The 15,495-nt window shown below is 68.2% G+C and carries 13 protein-coding genes and 1 pseudogene; 11 read left to right on the forward strand and 3 right to left on the reverse strand.

The window, feature by feature from the left end:
- Positions 1-585: 585 nt before the first annotated feature.
- From FHU38_RS00225 to FHU38_RS00270, 11 genes and pseudogenes are all read left to right on the forward strand, one after another.
- Positions 586-1,740 (forward strand): acyl-CoA dehydrogenase family protein, encoded by a 1,155-nt coding sequence (locus FHU38_RS00225; protein WP_009156888.1) that lies wholly within the window; start codon positions 586-588, stop codon positions 1,738-1,740.
- A gap of 33 nt (positions 1,741-1,773) precedes the next feature.
- A complete protein-coding gene (locus FHU38_RS00230; RefSeq protein ID WP_009156887.1) occupies positions 1,774-3,372 on the forward strand; it encodes an acyl-CoA carboxylase subunit beta in 1,599 nt (532 codons plus the stop codon).
- The gene (locus tag FHU38_RS00235; protein WP_167175256.1) at positions 3,372-5,378 is read left to right on the forward strand and encodes an acetyl/propionyl/methylcrotonyl-CoA carboxylase subunit alpha; all 2,007 of its coding nucleotides are present in this window, start codon (positions 3,372-3,374) and stop codon (positions 5,376-5,378) included. The genes FHU38_RS00230 and FHU38_RS00235 overlap by 1 nt, the downstream gene beginning before the upstream one ends.
- Complete coding sequence (locus tag FHU38_RS00240; protein WP_009156885.1) at positions 5,378-6,190, forward strand: TIGR03084 family metal-binding protein; 813 nt, start codon at positions 5,378-5,380, stop codon at positions 6,188-6,190. The genes FHU38_RS00235 and FHU38_RS00240 overlap by 1 nt, the downstream gene beginning before the upstream one ends.
- Positions 6,187-7,968 (forward strand): acyclic terpene utilization AtuA family protein, encoded by a 1,782-nt coding sequence (locus FHU38_RS00245; protein WP_009156884.1) that lies wholly within the window; start codon positions 6,187-6,189, stop codon positions 7,966-7,968. The genes FHU38_RS00240 and FHU38_RS00245 overlap by 4 nt, the downstream gene beginning before the upstream one ends.
- Before the next feature lie 7 nt (positions 7,969-7,975).
- Positions 7,976-8,542, forward strand: a complete 567-nt coding sequence (locus FHU38_RS00250; protein WP_009156883.1) for a hypothetical protein — start codon at positions 7,976-7,978, stop codon at positions 8,540-8,542.
- Between the two features lie 355 nt (positions 8,543-8,897).
- On the forward strand, positions 8,898-9,293 hold the full coding sequence (locus FHU38_RS26850; RefSeq protein ID WP_050998286.1) for a hypothetical protein: 396 nt from the start codon (positions 8,898-8,900) through the stop codon (positions 9,291-9,293).
- The gene (locus FHU38_RS00255) at positions 9,283-10,500 is read left to right on the forward strand and encodes an IS1634 family transposase (protein WP_050998285.1); all 1,218 of its coding nucleotides are present in this window, start codon (positions 9,283-9,285) and stop codon (positions 10,498-10,500) included. Before FHU38_RS26850 ends, FHU38_RS00255 begins: the two co-directional genes overlap by 11 nt.
- Before the next feature lie 684 nt (positions 10,501-11,184).
- Positions 11,185-11,736: a PaaI family thioesterase gene (locus FHU38_RS26855; RefSeq protein WP_009156882.1), complete on the forward strand. Its 552-nt coding sequence runs from the start codon at positions 11,185-11,187 to the stop codon at positions 11,734-11,736.
- Between the two features lie 154 nt (positions 11,737-11,890).
- Positions 11,891-12,658 (forward strand): enoyl-CoA hydratase/isomerase family protein, encoded by a 768-nt coding sequence (locus FHU38_RS00265; protein ID WP_009156881.1) that lies wholly within the window; start codon positions 11,891-11,893, stop codon positions 12,656-12,658.
- A 254-nt stretch (positions 12,659-12,912) separates the two neighbouring features.
- Positions 12,913-13,459: pseudogene (locus FHU38_RS00270) on the forward strand (transposase family protein).
- Between the two features lie 5 nt (positions 13,460-13,464).
- Here FHU38_RS00270 and FHU38_RS00275 read toward each other — a convergent pair.
- The 3 genes from FHU38_RS00275 to FHU38_RS26860 all read right to left on the reverse strand — a co-directional run bounded on the left by FHU38_RS00275 (position 13,465) and on the right by FHU38_RS26860 (position 15,477).
- Complete coding sequence (locus FHU38_RS00275; protein WP_009156880.1) at positions 13,465-13,839, reverse strand: transposase; 375 nt, start codon at positions 13,837-13,839, stop codon at positions 13,465-13,467.
- 181 nt (positions 13,840-14,020) lie between these two features.
- Positions 14,021-15,157: a group II intron reverse transcriptase/maturase gene (gene ltrA, locus FHU38_RS00280; protein ID WP_198285909.1), complete on the reverse strand. Its 1,137-nt coding sequence runs from the start codon at positions 15,155-15,157 to the stop codon at positions 14,021-14,023.
- Positions 15,061-15,477, reverse strand: a complete 417-nt coding sequence (locus FHU38_RS26860; RefSeq protein WP_208415496.1) for a hypothetical protein — start codon at positions 15,475-15,477, stop codon at positions 15,061-15,063. Before FHU38_RS26860 ends, ltrA begins: the two co-directional genes overlap by 97 nt.
- Between the last annotated feature and the right edge of the window lie 18 nt (positions 15,478-15,495).

Genomic DNA, 15,495 nt, shown 5'->3' on the forward strand with positions numbered 1-15,495 from the left:
GGTTCGGCCAGGACCCAGTGATCGCCAGGACCACCTTGGATCGTCAACAACAAGAGAACTCGGAGTGCCCGTGTCCGGGTCACGGTGGCGGTCAGGATTGGCCCTTCGCGCCCGGCTCCTTGGCCGGTCCTTGGGTTCGGATTCGTCCACAGTGGCACCAGGGGGCGCCTGGGGACGGGGTTCCCTTCGTCTGGTGATTGGTTCTCGCTGTTCGACGCGCACGCCTCTCCTTCTGTCAATCCCTGTCAACCGGCGAGTTCGGGGATCCCGGCTGGTGTTAGACATCTCAGCCCACTGCCACCGGCGCGCGGCACGCGTGCCGGCGGGGGTTGTGGTTGGCGCCTCTCTCCAAGTATGTTAACCATGATTAACGGAGCGTGGGAAGGCTCAGAGGTGATGGCGCACACTCGGCGGATGTGTCACAGCCGCCGGGTGTGGCCGGAACGTCATGAGGTGCCACGAGATTTGGTCAAGCGTCCGGACGGTGGGTGAGTCCGCCGACAGATTGTCGGTGCGATTCGACTTGCGGGAGCGCTGAAGAGGTGCTTCGTGCGGCGAAGGGCATCGGAGTGGAGGAGAGCCAAGGTGGACTTTCGGGAGACCGACGAGCAGCGCGCACTTCGCGAGGCGGTGTCCAAGCTCGCCGCCTCGTTCGGCCACGAGTACTTCGTGGAGCGGGCGAAGTCGGGCCAGAAGAGCACCGAACTCTGGCAGGCCGTGGGACGGCAGGGCTTTCTCGGGGTGAACATCGATGAGGCCCATGGCGGCGGCGGGGGTGGCGTCTACGAGCTGCAACTGGTGAGCGAGGAACTCGCCGCTGCGGGCTGTCCGCTGTTGATGATGGTGGTCTCGCCCGCGATCTGCGGCACGATCATTCAGGCGCATGGCACGGACGAGCAGCGCAAGCGGTGGCTGCCCGGCATCGCCAGCGGTGAGACGATCATGGCGTTCGCGATCACCGAGCCGGACGCCGGGTCGAATTCACACAACATTTCTACGGCGGCGACCCGGGACGGCGGCGACTACGTGCTGCGCGGAACCAAGTACTACATCTCGGGGGTGGACGAGGCGGAGGCCATCCTGGTGGTGACCCGCACAGGTACCGACACGTCCGGACGTGGCAGGCTCAGTCTGCTGATCGTGCCGACCGACGCGCCGGGGCTGGAGCGAACCGCGATCCCGGTGGAGGTCACCGCGCCGGAGACGCAGTTCACGTTGTTCTTCGACGATGTGCGGGTGCCTGCGGAGAACCTGATCGGCGTTGAGGGGGAAGGCCTCAAGCAGGTGTTCATGGGGCTGAACCCGGAGCGGATCATGGGTGCGGCGCTGGCGAACGGGATCGCGCGTTATGGCCTGGCCAAGGCGTCCGAGTACGCCCGCGAGCGGAATGTGTGGGGGGTGCCGATCGGGTCGCACCAGGGCGTTGCCCACCCGCTGGCGAACGCCAAGATCCAGGTCGAGCTGGCTCGGCTGATGACCCGGCAGGCCGCCTGGTTGCACGACGAGGGCGACCCCGCGTCTGGTGAGGCGGCGAACATGGCGAAGTACGCCGCCGCTGAGGCCGGATTGACGGCGCTGGACCAGGCGATTCAGACCCACGGCGGCAACGGGATGTCCACCGAGTACGGGCTGGCCACATTGTGGGGGCCGTTGCGGTTGATGCGGACCGCGCCGATCAGCCGGGAGATGATCCTCAACTACGTGGCCCAGCACGGTCTGGGCCTGCCGAAGTCGTACTGACCGGCGCGGACGCGATCGAAAGCGGGAAGAAGCATGCCGGTGCTGAAATCAACGCTCGACACGGCCAGCGAGACCTACCTGCTCAACCGGAAGGCCAATCTCGCCGCGCTGGCCGAACTCGACGAGCAGCTGGAGATCGTTCGTGCGGGAGGCGGCCCGAAGTACCTCGAGCGGCATCGCAAGCGGGGACGGTTGCCGGTGCGGGAGCGGATCGAGCTACTGGTTGACCGCGACGCGCCGTTTCTCGAGTTGTCGCCGCTGGCCGCGTGGGGCACCGACTTCCTGGTGGGCGCCAGCGTGGTCACCGGCGTCGGCGTCGTCTCGGACGTCGAATGTATGATCATCGCCCACGACCCGACGGTGCGCGGCGGGGCGATGAACCCGTACTCGCTGCGCAAGACGCTCCGAGCGCTGGAGATCGCGCGCCGCAACCGGTTGCCGGTGATCAATCTGGTCGAGTCCGGGGGTGCCGACCTGCCGACGCAGGCCGAGCTGTTCGTCCCCGCAGGCAAGATCTTCCACGACCTCACCGAGCTGTCCGCGATGGGGGTGCCGACCGTCGCGCTGGTGTTCGGCAACTCCACCGCCGGTGGGGCGTACGTGCCGGGCATGTGTGACTATGCTGTGCTGGTCGATCGCCAGGCGAAGGTGTTTCTCGGTGGGCCGCCGCTGGTGAAGATGGCCACCGGGGAGGAGGCCGACGACGAGGAGCTCGGTGGGGCGGACATGCACGCGCGGGTGTCCGGGCTGGCGGATCATTTCGCCGTGGACGAGCTGGACTGTATCCGGATCGGCAGGCAGATAGTGGCCGAGACCAACTGGCGCAAGCTGGGGCCGCCGCCGACGGAGCTGCCTGATGAGCCGCGCTACGACCCGGAGGAGCTGCTTGGTGTCGCCTCGGCCGACTTCCGGGTGCCGTTCGACCCTCGGGAGGTCCTGGCCAGGGTTGTGGATGGTTCCCGGTTCGGGGAGTACAAGGCGCGCTATGGCACCAGCCTGGTCACCGGGTGGGCCTCGATCCACGGTTATCCGGTCGGGGTCCTGGCCAACGCGCGCGGCGTGCTGTTCTCCGAGGAGTCCGAGAAGGCCAGCGAGTTCATCCTGCTGGCGAACCAGTCCAGCACTCCGTTGATCTTCCTGCAGAACACCACTGGCTACATGGTCGGCACCCGGTACGAGCAGGGGGGGATCATCAAGGACGGCGCCAAGATGATCAACGCGGTGACCAACAGCACGGTCCCGCACATCACGATTAACATCGGGGCGTCGTTCGGAGCGGGCAACTACGGCATGTCGGGCCGTGCCTACGATCCCCGCTTCGTCTTCAGCTGGGTCAACGCCAAGTGCGCGGTGATGGGGCCGCAGCAACTGGCGGGCGTGCTCTCGATCGTGGGCCGTCAGGCCGCCGAAGCCGCGGGCAAGCCGTTCGACGTCGAGGCCGACGAGAAGCAGCGGCGCGCCATCGAGGCGCAGATCGAGCGCGAGTCGCATGCCTTCTTCATGTCCGCCCGGCTCTACGACGACGGGGTGATCGACCCGCGGCAGACCCGCACGGTGCTGGGTATCGCGTTGTCCGCGGCGCATTCCCAGGAGGTGGCGGGACGGCGCGGTTTCGGCGTGTTCCGGATGTGATGGAGTCGATGGTGTCCAGGATCAACAAGCTGCTGGTGGCCAACCGGGGTGAGATCGCCTCCCGGGTGATGCGCACGGCCCGTGAGCTCGACATCGGCACGGTGGCGGTGTTTTCCGACGCGGACGCGCATGCCCCCTTCGTCGCGGAGGCCGATCAGTCCGTGCATCTGCCGGGCGTGGCGCCGGCCGACACGTATCTGCGTGCTGACCTGCTGCTGGACGCGGCCCGGCGGACCGGGGCGGACGCCGTTCATCCCGGCTATGGCTTCCTGTCGGAGAACGCGGGGTTCGCCAGAGCGTGCGAGGACGCGGGACTGGTGTTCGTCGGGCCGCCGCCGGCCGCGATCGAGGCGATGGGCTCGAAGACCGCGGCCAAGGAACTCATGGCCAACGCGGGTGTGCCGGTGCTGCCCGGAATCGTGATCGACGACGAGGAGGTCGACCCGCGCTCGCTCGAGGCTCAGGTGGCCGCCGAGATCGGGTTCCCCGTCCTGGTCAAGGCCGCTTACGGCGGTGGCGGCCGCGGCATGCGGGTGGTCGAGGCCAAAGCCGGGCTGGCCGACGCGGTCACCTCCGCCAGGCGCGAGGCCGCCTCGGCGTTCGGCAACGCGACCGTGTTCCTCGAACGCTACGTCGACTCTCCCCGCCACGTCGAGGTGCAGATCTTCGGCGACCGGCACGGCACCGTGGTGGGCCTGTTCGAGCGCGAATGCTCCATCCAGCGGCGCTACCAGAAGATCCTCGAGGAGGCGCCGTCCCCCGCGGTCGACGATCGGCTGCGCGCCGAACTGGGCCAGGCCGCCGTCGCCGCCGGCAAGGCGATCGGCTACGTCGGCGCCGGCACCGTCGAGTTCGTCCTCGATTCCAGCGGCCAGTTCTATTTCCTCGAGGTCAACACCCGGCTGCAGGTGGAGCATCCGGTGACCGAGCTGGTGACCGGACTGGACCTGGTGCGGCTGCAGCTCCTTGTCGCTGAGGGCGCGCCGTTGCCGCAGGAGGCGCTGGAGGCGACCATCTCCGGACACGCCGTGGAGGCCCGGCTGTACGCTGAGGACACCGCCGCCGGTTTCCTACCCGCCACCGGCACGCTGCACCGCTTCGACATTCCCCGCCTGCCCGGTGTCCGGGTCGACGCGGGCGTGGCGGACGGTTCCGTGGTGAGCCCGCACTACGACCCCATGCTGGCGAAAGTGATCGCGCACGGCCGCACCCGAGACGAAGCGATCCGGACACTGGCCCGGACCCTCGCGGACAGCAGACTGCACGGTGTCGTCACCAATCGGGACCTGCTCGTCGGCATCCTGCGCGAGGACGAGTTCCGCTCGGGCGCGATCGACACTGGCTACCTGCGCAGGCACGACCCAGCCGAGTTGAAGCGCTCCGCGCGTGACCCGCAGGCAGTGTCGACGCATGCGCTCGCGGCGGCGCTGGCCGGACAGGCCGAGCGCAGGGCGAGGGCACGGGCGCTGGCCACCGTCCCGTCCGGCTGGCGCAACGTGGACAACGGCCCGCAGCGGGCGGCCTTCGTCGCCGACGGCGAGGACATCGACGTGACGTACCGGATTCGGGGCGGTGAGGTGACCGGGAGCGTGGCCGGGCAGGCGCTGGGTGCCGTCCACGCCTTCACGCTGGCGCCGGACGGAGTGGACATCGCCGTCGGCGGTACTCGGTGCGCGATGTCGGTGAGCCGCTACGGCGACGAAGCCTACGTCGACAGCGCGCTGGGCAGCACCCGGCTCACCGAGAAGGCCCGGTTCCCCGACCCCACTGCGGTCCGGGAACCGGGGTCGCTGCTCGCGCCGATGCCGGGGACGGTCGTACGCGTGGCGGCCAAGCTCGGGCAGGAGGTCACGGCCGGCACCCCGATCCTCGTGCTGGAGGCCATGAAGATGGAGCACACGGTGGCGGCACCCCATGACGGCACGGTCGCCTCGGTGAACGTCGCGATGGGACAGGCCGTCGACACGGGCTCGGTGCTCGCGGTCGTCGAGGAACGGATGGACTGATGGTCGCCTTCGCCGAGTTGCTCGCCGACCTCCAGACCGAAACCCGAGTGGTCGAGGACATGCTGACCGGGCTGAGCCCCGCCACCTGGGACGCGCCGACCCCAGCGCCCGGGTGGGCGATCCGCGACCAGGTCAGCCATCTGGCCTACTTCGACGAGGCGGCCACTCGGGCCGCAGTCGATCCCGACCGCTTCCGCGCGGTGGAGGCCAAGCAGGTGTCGCGAAACCCGGCGTTCGCCGACGAGGTCGCCCAGCGGCATCGGGGGCTGCCGCCGGCGGAGCTGCTGACCTGGTTCCGCGACGCGCGCCGGCGCCTGGTCGACACGGCGTCCGGACTGGACCCGAAGCTGCGGGTGCCGTGGTACGGGCCGGAAATGAGCCTCGCGTCCTCGATCATCGCCCGGCTGATGGAGACGTGGGCGCACGGCCAGGACATCGCCGACACCCTCGGCGTCGAGCGCGCCCCGACCGCGCGGTTGCGGCACGTCGCGCACCTCGGGGTGCGCACCTTCGGGTTCGTGTTCGGCCTGCACGGCAAGCCGGTCCCCGCCGACCCGGTCCGCGTCGAGCTGACCGGCCCGGACGGCGCGACCTGGACGTGGGGACCGCCGCGAGCGCGGGACACCGTGTCCGGGCCGGCGTTGGACTTCTGCCTCGTCGTGACCCAACGGCGGCACGTCGCCGACACCGTCCTGAAGATCAGCGGGCCGGTGGCGGCCGAGTGGATGTCCGTCGCCCAGGCCTTCGCCGGCCCACCGGGACCGGGGCGTGCGCCAGGTGAGTTCGCCAGGAAGGAGAAGACGGTCCGATGACTTCCCGTCCGGTGCGGATTGGCAACTGTTCCGGCTTCTACGGCGACCGCGTCGCCGCGGCCAGGGAGATGGTGGAGGGCGGCCCGATCGACGTCCTCACCGGCGACTACCTGGCCGAGCTGACCATGTTGATCCTGTGGAAGGCGAAGCAGAAGGATCCGGGCGCCGGGTACGCCAAGACGTTCCTCACGCAGATGGAGCAGGTGCTGGGCACCTGCCTCGACCGCGGGATCCGGGTGGTGACCAACGCGGGCGGACTGAACCCGGCCGGCCTCGCCGAGCGGCTCACCGAGCTGGCCGAGCGCCTCGGACTGGCACCGCGCATCGCCTACATCGAGGGCGACGACCTCACGAACACGATCGATGACCTGATCGCCGCCGGGCACCCCCTGGCACATATGGACACGGGGCGTCCGCTCGCCGACGCGGGTGTGAAGCCGGTCACGGCCAACGTCTACCTGGGCGGCTGGGGCATCACAGAAGCCCTGACCGCCGGCGCCGACATCGTCGTGTGCCCACGGGTCACCGACGCCTCCCTGGTCACCGGCCCGGCCGCCTGGTGGCACGGCTGGGCCCGGACCGACTACGATCCGCTGGCCGGCGCGGTCGCCGCCGGGCACATCATCGAGTGCGGCCCCCAGGCAACCGGCGGCAACTACTCCTGGCCGCACGAGGTGACCGACCGCCGCTATCCCGGCTTCCCCATCGCCGAAGTCGCCGCCGACGGGTCCAGCGCCATCACCAAACATCCGAACACCGGAGGCATCGTGTCGGTGGACACGGTCACCGCCCAGCTGCTGTACGAGATTGCCGAACCCGCCTACCCCAACCCCGACGTGGTGGCACACTTCGACACCATCACCCTGACCCAACAGCAGCCCGACCGGGTCCGCGTGTCCGACGTGCGAGGCAGCGCGCCACCGGACACGGCGAAGGTCGCCATGAACTACGTCGGCGGCTACCGCAACACCATGACATTCGTCCTGACCGGCCTCGACATCGAGGACAAGGCCGCCTGGACCGAAGGACTGCTGTTCGACATCCTCGGCGGCAAGGACACCTTCGCCGAGACCGACGTGCGCCTGATGCGGTTCGACACCGACGATGCCCCGACCAACGAGCAGGCCACCGCCCACCTGCGGATCACCGTCAAGGACCCGGACGCACGCAAGGTCGGGCGGGCCTTCTCCGGCGCGGTCATGGAGGTCATCCTCGCCGGGCCCGCCGGGCTGCACACCACGACCCCACCCACCGCCGAGAGCGCCTACGGCGTCTACTGGCCCGCCTTGATCCCCGCCGACCTGATCGAACAACGGGTCGTGCTACCCGACGGCACGACCAGAACGATCGGCCGCGCCGAGCACGCCCCAGCCACCGGCCAGCCCGTCCCCCCACCCCATCCAGCCACGGTGGCAGTGCGGGCACCGACCCGGACAGTCCCACTGGGGCGGGTCTGCGCGGCGCGGTCAGGTGACAAGGGCGGCAACGCCAACATTGGCGTGTGGGTCCGCACCGACACGGCCTACGCCTGGCTGCGCGACTACCTCACCGTCGACAGGCTGCGGACACTGATCCCCGAAGCCGCGCCGCTGACCGTCCGCCGCCACGAGCTGCCGAACCTGCGGGCGCTGAACTTCGTACTGGTCGGCCTGCTCGGCGAGGGCGTTGCCGCCTCGGTACGGCCCGACCCACAGGCGAAGGGTCTCGGCGAGTACCTGCGCTCCCGCCACGTGCCGATCCCCGTCACCGTGCTCGAGGAGAACGCACCGCCGTCCTGACAGGAGGATGACCATCTCGTCAGGCCCCATCGACGTGACCAGTCTTCGCGGCCGCCACGAAACCCACCGCTGGAACCGGGTCAGCGTCGGCGATCTGTGTGAGCAGCTGGTCTGGAGCCGCCCCGACAAGGAGACGGTGGTGGGGCACGAGCGCGCCTACGCCTATCCCGAGCACCGCAGGCTGACCTACCGCGAGGTCGACGAGCTGGCCAACCGGGTGGCGAACGCGCTCGCCGCGCAGGGCCTGCACGCGAACACCTTCCTGAGGACCGCGCCCGACGTGGTGCCCGCCAACGGCCAGACGGTCGCCGAGTCGGAGGTCATCGAGTTCTGCCGTTCCCGGCTGGCCGGGTTCGAAACGCCCAAACGAGTCACTGTCACCGACGCGTTGCCCGAAACGGTCGGCCAAGTACCAGATCCGGGCCGGCGCCAAACCCCTGTACACCGAATGACGACCCGAACCGTTGCCTGCGGACACAAGGAGCGGGCGGGATCGCGCCGGAATCATGTTTCGTGTGCGAGGACTTCGCCGAGATTCAGCGCCGCCTGCTTCAGGCTGGGGGTGAACAATTAGTAACATTGCGGAGGTTCGACCGCAGCGGGAGTAGGGGAGTCCACGGAGCCGCCTGTGGCCGGGAGCGCACGGAGGACGTCCGCACTGCGGCCGCCAGCCCTGGGCTCCGGGTATGCTTACCATACCTTTCTCGGAGTCGACCCGAGTTCCGCAGTTAGTGGGCATACGCGGGTGTTCTGAATCGTGTTTGTGCTGGTAGTGGCGTGGCGTTGCGTTGGTCGCGGTTCGCGAAAATGCGTGGGCACACGACTTGCCGTGTCGTGCTTGATCACGCTGCTGGTTGGTGCTCGACTGGTGGGCATGTATCTGCGGACGACGCAGCGGCGCAACCGGGACGGCGCGGTGGTGCGGGTACGTGCAGCTGGCGCACAACCGGCGGGTGGACGGCGTGACCCAGGCTCAGGTGCTGCTGAACCTGGGCCGGGAGGATCATCTCGACCGCGACGGGCTGCGCTGGCTGGTCGGCTCGATCAACCGCTACCTCGGCGACGGCGACACCGGCGAACCGACCGAGGCCGCCCCGTGGGCCGGCGATGGCCTGCGCGTGACGGCGTCGCGTCCGGTGGGGACGGTGCACCTGCTGGACGGGCTGTGGCGGGCGCTGGAGATCGACGCCGCGGTCGGCAAGGTGCTCGGGTCGCGCCGATTCACCACCAACATGGAACGTGTGCTGTTCGCGCTGGTCCCCAACCGCGCGATCGAGGCGATGTCGAAGCTGTCGGCCGCCGAGTGGGCCAGCTGTGACGGATGAGGACCAGGCCTATCGGGCGATGGACCTGCTGGTCGAGGCCGACGCGCAGGCCGAGGTGCAGGAGGCGGTGTTCTTCGCCGTGGCCGACCTCTTGAATCTTGAGGTCGACCTGCTGTTCTTCGACACGACGAGCACCTACTTCGAACGCGACACCGAGGAGACCGGCGACGACGCCTTCCGCCGCTACGGGCATTCCAAGGACCACCGCGACGACCTGCCGCAGATCGTCATCGGGCTCGCTGTGACGAAGGAGGGCATCCCGGTCCGCTGTTGGTGCTGGCCCGGCAACACCAGCGACCAGGCGATCCTGGCCGAGGTCACCGACGACATCCGCGGCTGGCGGCTCGGCCGGATCATCACCGTGGTCGACCGTGGGTTTTCCAGCGCCGACAACCTGGCCTATCTGCGCCGCAGCGGCGGGCACTTCATCGCTGGGATGCGCATGCGTGACGGCAACCCGCTGGCCGAGCAGGAGCTGTCGCGGCAGGGCCGCTACCAGCAGGTCACCGACAACCTACGGGTCAAGGAAGTCCGGCTCGACGACACCGACGTGCGGTTCATCATCTGCCACAACCTCGAGCAGGCCGAACGAGACCGCGCCCAGCGCACCGACGCCATCGCCTGGCTGGAAGCCGAACTGAAACGGATCAAGCAGGCCCGCGAACGCGACCACAAGCGCAAGACGAACGCGAAGGCCAGGCAGACGGCCGACGCCGCGCACACCAAGGCCGAATGCGCGCTGCGCGACCACCCCACCCTCGGGCGGTGGCTGCGCCAGTCACCAACCGGTCGGTTGTCGATCAACCGCGGCAAGATCAAGACCGAGGAGCGGTTGGACGGCAAGTACCTCATCGCCACCAGCGACCCGCACATCAGCGCCGAGGACACCGCGCTGGGCTACAAGAACCTCCTGGAAGCCGAGCGCGGATGCCGCGACCTCAAATCGTCGCTGCTGCTCAGGTCGGTGTTCCACCGGCTCGAGCACCGCATCCGCGCCCACGTCCTGCTCTGCGGGCTTGCCCTGCTGCTCATCCGGGTTGCCGAACGCCGCACCAGCATGACCTGGCGCCGCATCGCCACCGAGCTCGGCCGCGTGCACGCCGTCGCCCTGGTCGGCAGCGCCGGCACCGCCGTGCACACCACCTCACTGACCACCGCACAGGCCGACATCTTCCGCCATTGTCAACTTGCCCCGCCGCCCCGATAACCGCCCTAGACCCCGCCTGACCAGGCATAACACCACCCAAGACGGTCCCGAGAAGCGTAGGCACACGCGCTACCCGCCAGTCCGCGCACCTTTTCCCCAGCTCAGCGCCCAGATTCGGCAATCTCATGTGCCCATCAACTGCGGAACCCGGGGTCGAGGGCCGGGATCTATCGACATTTCTCCGCCAAGCTGGTGTTCCTGGTGGCTCTGTTTCGACCGCGTTATCGACGGCTTGACCGTGCCCGCTGCGGAGATCGAGTCCGAAGCGCACGATGAACGGTAGGCGCTCACCCCGCCGGTTGAGGCCGGTAGGCAACCGACCGCGCCGCGACCAGCGCTTGTACCTCAAGGAATGGGGTCACGCCGTGGCCGAACTACGTCGAGATCTCGATGAGGCGAGGGTGTGGACGATGATGCACTTCGCGATCGGCACCGCGCAGACCATGCTTTGTTGCCGGTAGATCGGCCCTGTCAACGAGCGTACTGCCAGCTTGCTGCCGAACGTCGGCCACGCGATGTTCGGGGTTGAACTCCCAGTTTCACGCCGCTGCGTGGCCGCGGGCGCCAGACGATGTGACCGGGGCGCCGGGGTGTGATGTTGGCAACCCAAACCGGCAGGTCTGTTAATGGTTGATAACATATTTTCTTGGTCGAAGCCGGAATGGGCGCGAGGGGGATGAGTGAATGACCAGCGACAGGGGCGATTGGCGGCGATCGGAATCGGTCATGCCGCCAGCGGGCCTGAGTGCTTTCCCGGGGGTAGGCGGCCATTCGGCGATACTGTGCGCTGGTTGTCGGCAGGCGGGGCGCTGCCGGCTCGGAATCGAGGCGCTCGAAGCGGGGGACGACGGTAGCGTGGTCGGGCGGCTTCGGCTGGGCGTCGAGCATGAGGGTGCCGGTGGCGTCGCGCACGGCGGGTCGGTCATGGCGGCCTTCGACGAGCTGTGCGGTGTGGTGCCGTGGTCCGCCGCCGTGCTCGCGGTCACGGCGGACATGCAGGTGTCGTTTCGCCGCCCGGTCCCCATCGAGCATGAACTCGACCTCAGAGCGTGGCCTGAGCACCGAGATGGGCGCGGCGGGTGGACCATTGGCGCGGAGCTTCGCCTGCCCGGGCAGAACACGGTGCTGGCGGTCGCGCGGGCCCGCTTTGTCGAGCGCGATCCGGAGTTTCACTACGCCCGCTTTCACCAGTGGCTGAGTGCGCGGACGGGTCGGATCAGCGATGCCAACACGTGAACGCGTCATGCCGGGCGAGTCTCGCGGGTCCAACCGGCCATGGTCGACGGTCGTGTGGGGCTGACGCGAGTTCCGCGATGCGATCGCGGATCGACGGCGCTCGCTGGGCAGGGCTGGTGACCGTCGGTTCCTTTACCAGGAGGGTTGAACGGAGATGACAGCACAGGCGCTTGCTTATGAGATCGTCAACGAGGTGGTCTGGATAACGATCAACCGGCCGGAGGCGCGCAACGCGCTCAATTCGGAGGTTCGGTCCGCTTTGTTCGAGGCGTTCGACACCTTCAATGCCGATCGCAATGCGAAGGTGCTGGTGCTCACCGGCGCCGGTGACACTGCCTTCTGCGCGGGGGGAGACCTCAAGGAGATGGCTGACACGGAGTTGACGGTGCCGCCATCGGGCTTCGTTCCGCACCTCGGTCGCAACGTAAAGGTCGACAAGCCCACCATCGCGGCGGTCAATGGGGTGGCCTACGCCGGTGGTTTCCTGCTTGCCCAGATGTGCGACCTGGTCGTGGCCGCCGAGCACGCCCGGTTCGCGGTCACCGAGGTCAAGGTGGGCCGGGGTGCGCCGTGGGCCGCGCCGTTGCCGTGGCTCATTCCGCCGCGCGTAGCACTGCAGATCCTGCTGACCGGGGAGCCTATCGACGCCGCGCGGGCCTACCAGATCGGCCTGGTCAACGAGGTAGTACCGGCCGGGGAACTCCGGGAGGCGACGCAGCTTTTCGCGGAACGCATCGCCGCGAACGCGCCGCTGTCTGTGCTCGCCGCGAAGGCGACGATATACGCGGCTGCCGACCGCGGGTGGCACGACGCGCTGGACGAGGCTGACCGGATCTGGGAGCCGGTTTACCTGAGCGAGGACGCGCAGGAGGGACCGCGCGCTTTCCGCGAGAAGCGCAAACCGGTGTGGCGCGGCAGGTAGTGTTGTGCCCAAGTGGGGGCGTGTACACGTTTCGGCTCTGGCACGTTTTCGGTGGTGACGCGGGGTTGGCGGGTTGGGCACGGAGCGTTGTGTCAGAGTGAGCCCTTTTCATCCCGGTCTGGATGTGTTGGCGGGCTTGGGTTCTTGCTGATCACAGGTTGACTGCGGTCGGTGTGTCGTCGCCTGGACGTGGTGAAGCCCCTGGTGGCAGAGCTTTCGACCAAGATCGTTCCGCCAGAGCCAGGGGCTTCAAGGTGTTGTTCTATCGTGTCGCGCTGCCGTTGTCATCTCGGACCCTGAGGTTCGTGTCCGGGCTGATCCGTGTGCACCGCAAGGAGTTGGGCTCGGTGTGGCCCAAGCTCGACCCGGGCCAGCAGGCAAACACGCCAGGCACGGGGTGAACCTGCAGGTCATCGCCTCGCCCGACGGCGACTCCTCTGGGTCTCGGGCGATTTGCCCGGCAGCACCCACGACACCACGGCCGCACGGATCTGGAACATCCTCACCGCGCTCCGCGACGCCGGGCTGATCGCCCTCGGCGACAAGGGCTACCACGGCTACGACCGGACCGGGCAGCAGGTGATGACCCCGTACAAGGGCCGGAACAAGCCCGCATCGCAAAAAGACGCCAACCGAGCCCACACCCGCCTCCGCGGCCCCGGCGAACGCGCCCACGCCCAACTCAAGACCTGGCGCATCCTCCGCAAACCCCGCTGCTGCCCACGCCGCACAGAACGCATCGCCAAAGCCATCCACGTCCTACAGAACTACGAGGTCACCGCAGACGGCGCCGTGAGATGACGGCGTCATGGAATCCTTCGACCCGTCGAGAGTATTTCGGCACGATCTGCGGGCGCGAAGGTGCCCTCCCGATCACGCGGCACGGCAATGCGCACCTCTCCCACGTCGGTCCGCACCGTTTTCGCCGACGACCACTCATTGGTCCCGAATTTCTCGGCCGCATCACCCCTCTCATAGCCGAGATGCTCGTCCAGTTCAGCGTTCAGCGCCGTCTCCAACACCGTCTTCGTCGACTGCCGCAGCAGTCCATCCGACCCGACCAGAGACACCCCGTCCGCGCGCGCCCTGTCGATCAACTCCCGCGCGACCCGCAGGTCAAGACCGTCCTCGGCACCCGCCGCCGCGGCCGCAAAGCCGGCCGCCACCCCGTTGTTCGTCAACCTCGATCCCTTCCAACCAGAGCACCCGCCCCAGCATGGTCAAGATCACCACCACCCGCTGAGTAGGCCAGGAGCGCGGTGCCGGGATTGCTCTCGGTCCGTTTCTCCTGGCCTCTCGCCGAACCCGCCGTGCGCCTCTCAACGCAACGGGCTCTCCACGGTTGTCTGCCGGTGGGCGTGGTTATGCAGGCCAGGGGGCGGGGATCGTGGTGGCGCGCCAGCGATACCGGGTTACCGGGATGGCTGCGATCTTGCGCAGTTCGGTTGTGCCCGCGGTGATGGGAAGCCACTGCCCCGTGGGCATGGTGAACTTCCTGCGGACGTCCCGCCACCTCCAGCGGTGCCGCTCGCGCAGCATGCGGATGATTCGCCACCAGGCGAAGTTATCGAGCATGCTGAACGTGTTCTTCGCGACCGCGTGCCGGAAGTAGTTGGCCCACCCGTGCATGATCAGGTTCAGCCTGGTCAGCACGTATTCCAGGTTCTGCTGCGATGTCCTGGGTGTCAGGGCACGGATCTTGGCCTTCAACGCTCGGATCGGCCGGGCACCGATGAAGGTATAGACGTGCCACTTGTTCGTGCCTCGCTTGCGCCGCCACTGGATGCGGAAGCCCAGGAAGTCGAACCCCTCGCTCAGGTGCACGATACGGGTCTTGGCCGGTGACAGCCGTAACCCCATCGGCGCCAGCACCCGAGCGATATCTTCGCGCAGCGCCTCGGTGTGCTGCTCGGTCCCGTTGACCAGGACGACGAAGTCGTCCGCGTAGCGGACGACCCGCCAAGTCGGCAGCCCCCGGGCACGCAGGCGCGCCCGTCGATACTCGGTGGACATCGTCCCGCCGCCTTCCCACGACCCGTGCAGGCGCTCATCGAGCACCGACAAGGCGATGTTGGCCAGCAACGGAGACAAGATGCCCCCTTGCGGCGTGCCGGTGTGGGTGTTCTCGCGGTCGCCGAGTTCGGTCAGGACCCCGGCCTTGAGAAACGCCTTCACCAACGCCAGCACGCGTTTGTCCTTGATCCGTGCGCGAACGCGGTCCATCAGCGCGACGTGGTCGATCTCGTCGAAACACGCCGCGATGTCCGCGTCCAGCACCCACTGGTAGCCACGGCTGCCGAAGTGGTGGATCTCCGCAATCGCGTCCTGCGCTCGCCGCTTGGGCCGAAACCCGTAGGAGACCGGCTTAAAGTCGGCCTCGAAGATCGGTTCCAGCACCAGTTTCAACGCGGCCTGAACGACCCGGTCGGCGACGGTGGGAATCCCCAGCCGCCGTACCTTGCCCGACCCGCCCGGTTTGGGAATCTGACGCTCCCGCACCGGCAATGGTCTCGGAACGTGCCCGCCTTGAGCTGGGCACGCAGATCGTCCAGGAACCCCGGGACCCCTGACCGCTGCTCGATGTCGGCGACGGTGAGTCCGTCGACGCCAGCGGTGCGGGCTCCCTGGTTGCCCGCGACCCGACCGAACGCCACTATCAGCGTCGCCGGGTCGTGCACGAAATTGAACAGGTCATCGAACCGGCGGCCAGGATCGGCCACCGCCCAACGGTGAAGCTTGGCCTGCATCTCCGATACCCGCGACCACGACCCCACGGCCTGGTCGGGAGCGCCACCATTCGGCGGCGCGTCTTCCGGCATTACAGCTCCTCGTCTTCT

The organism is Saccharomonospora amisosensis, assembly GCF_011761185.1.
GTDB lineage: Bacteria > Actinomycetota > Actinomycetes > Mycobacteriales > Pseudonocardiaceae > Saccharomonospora_A > Saccharomonospora_A amisosensis.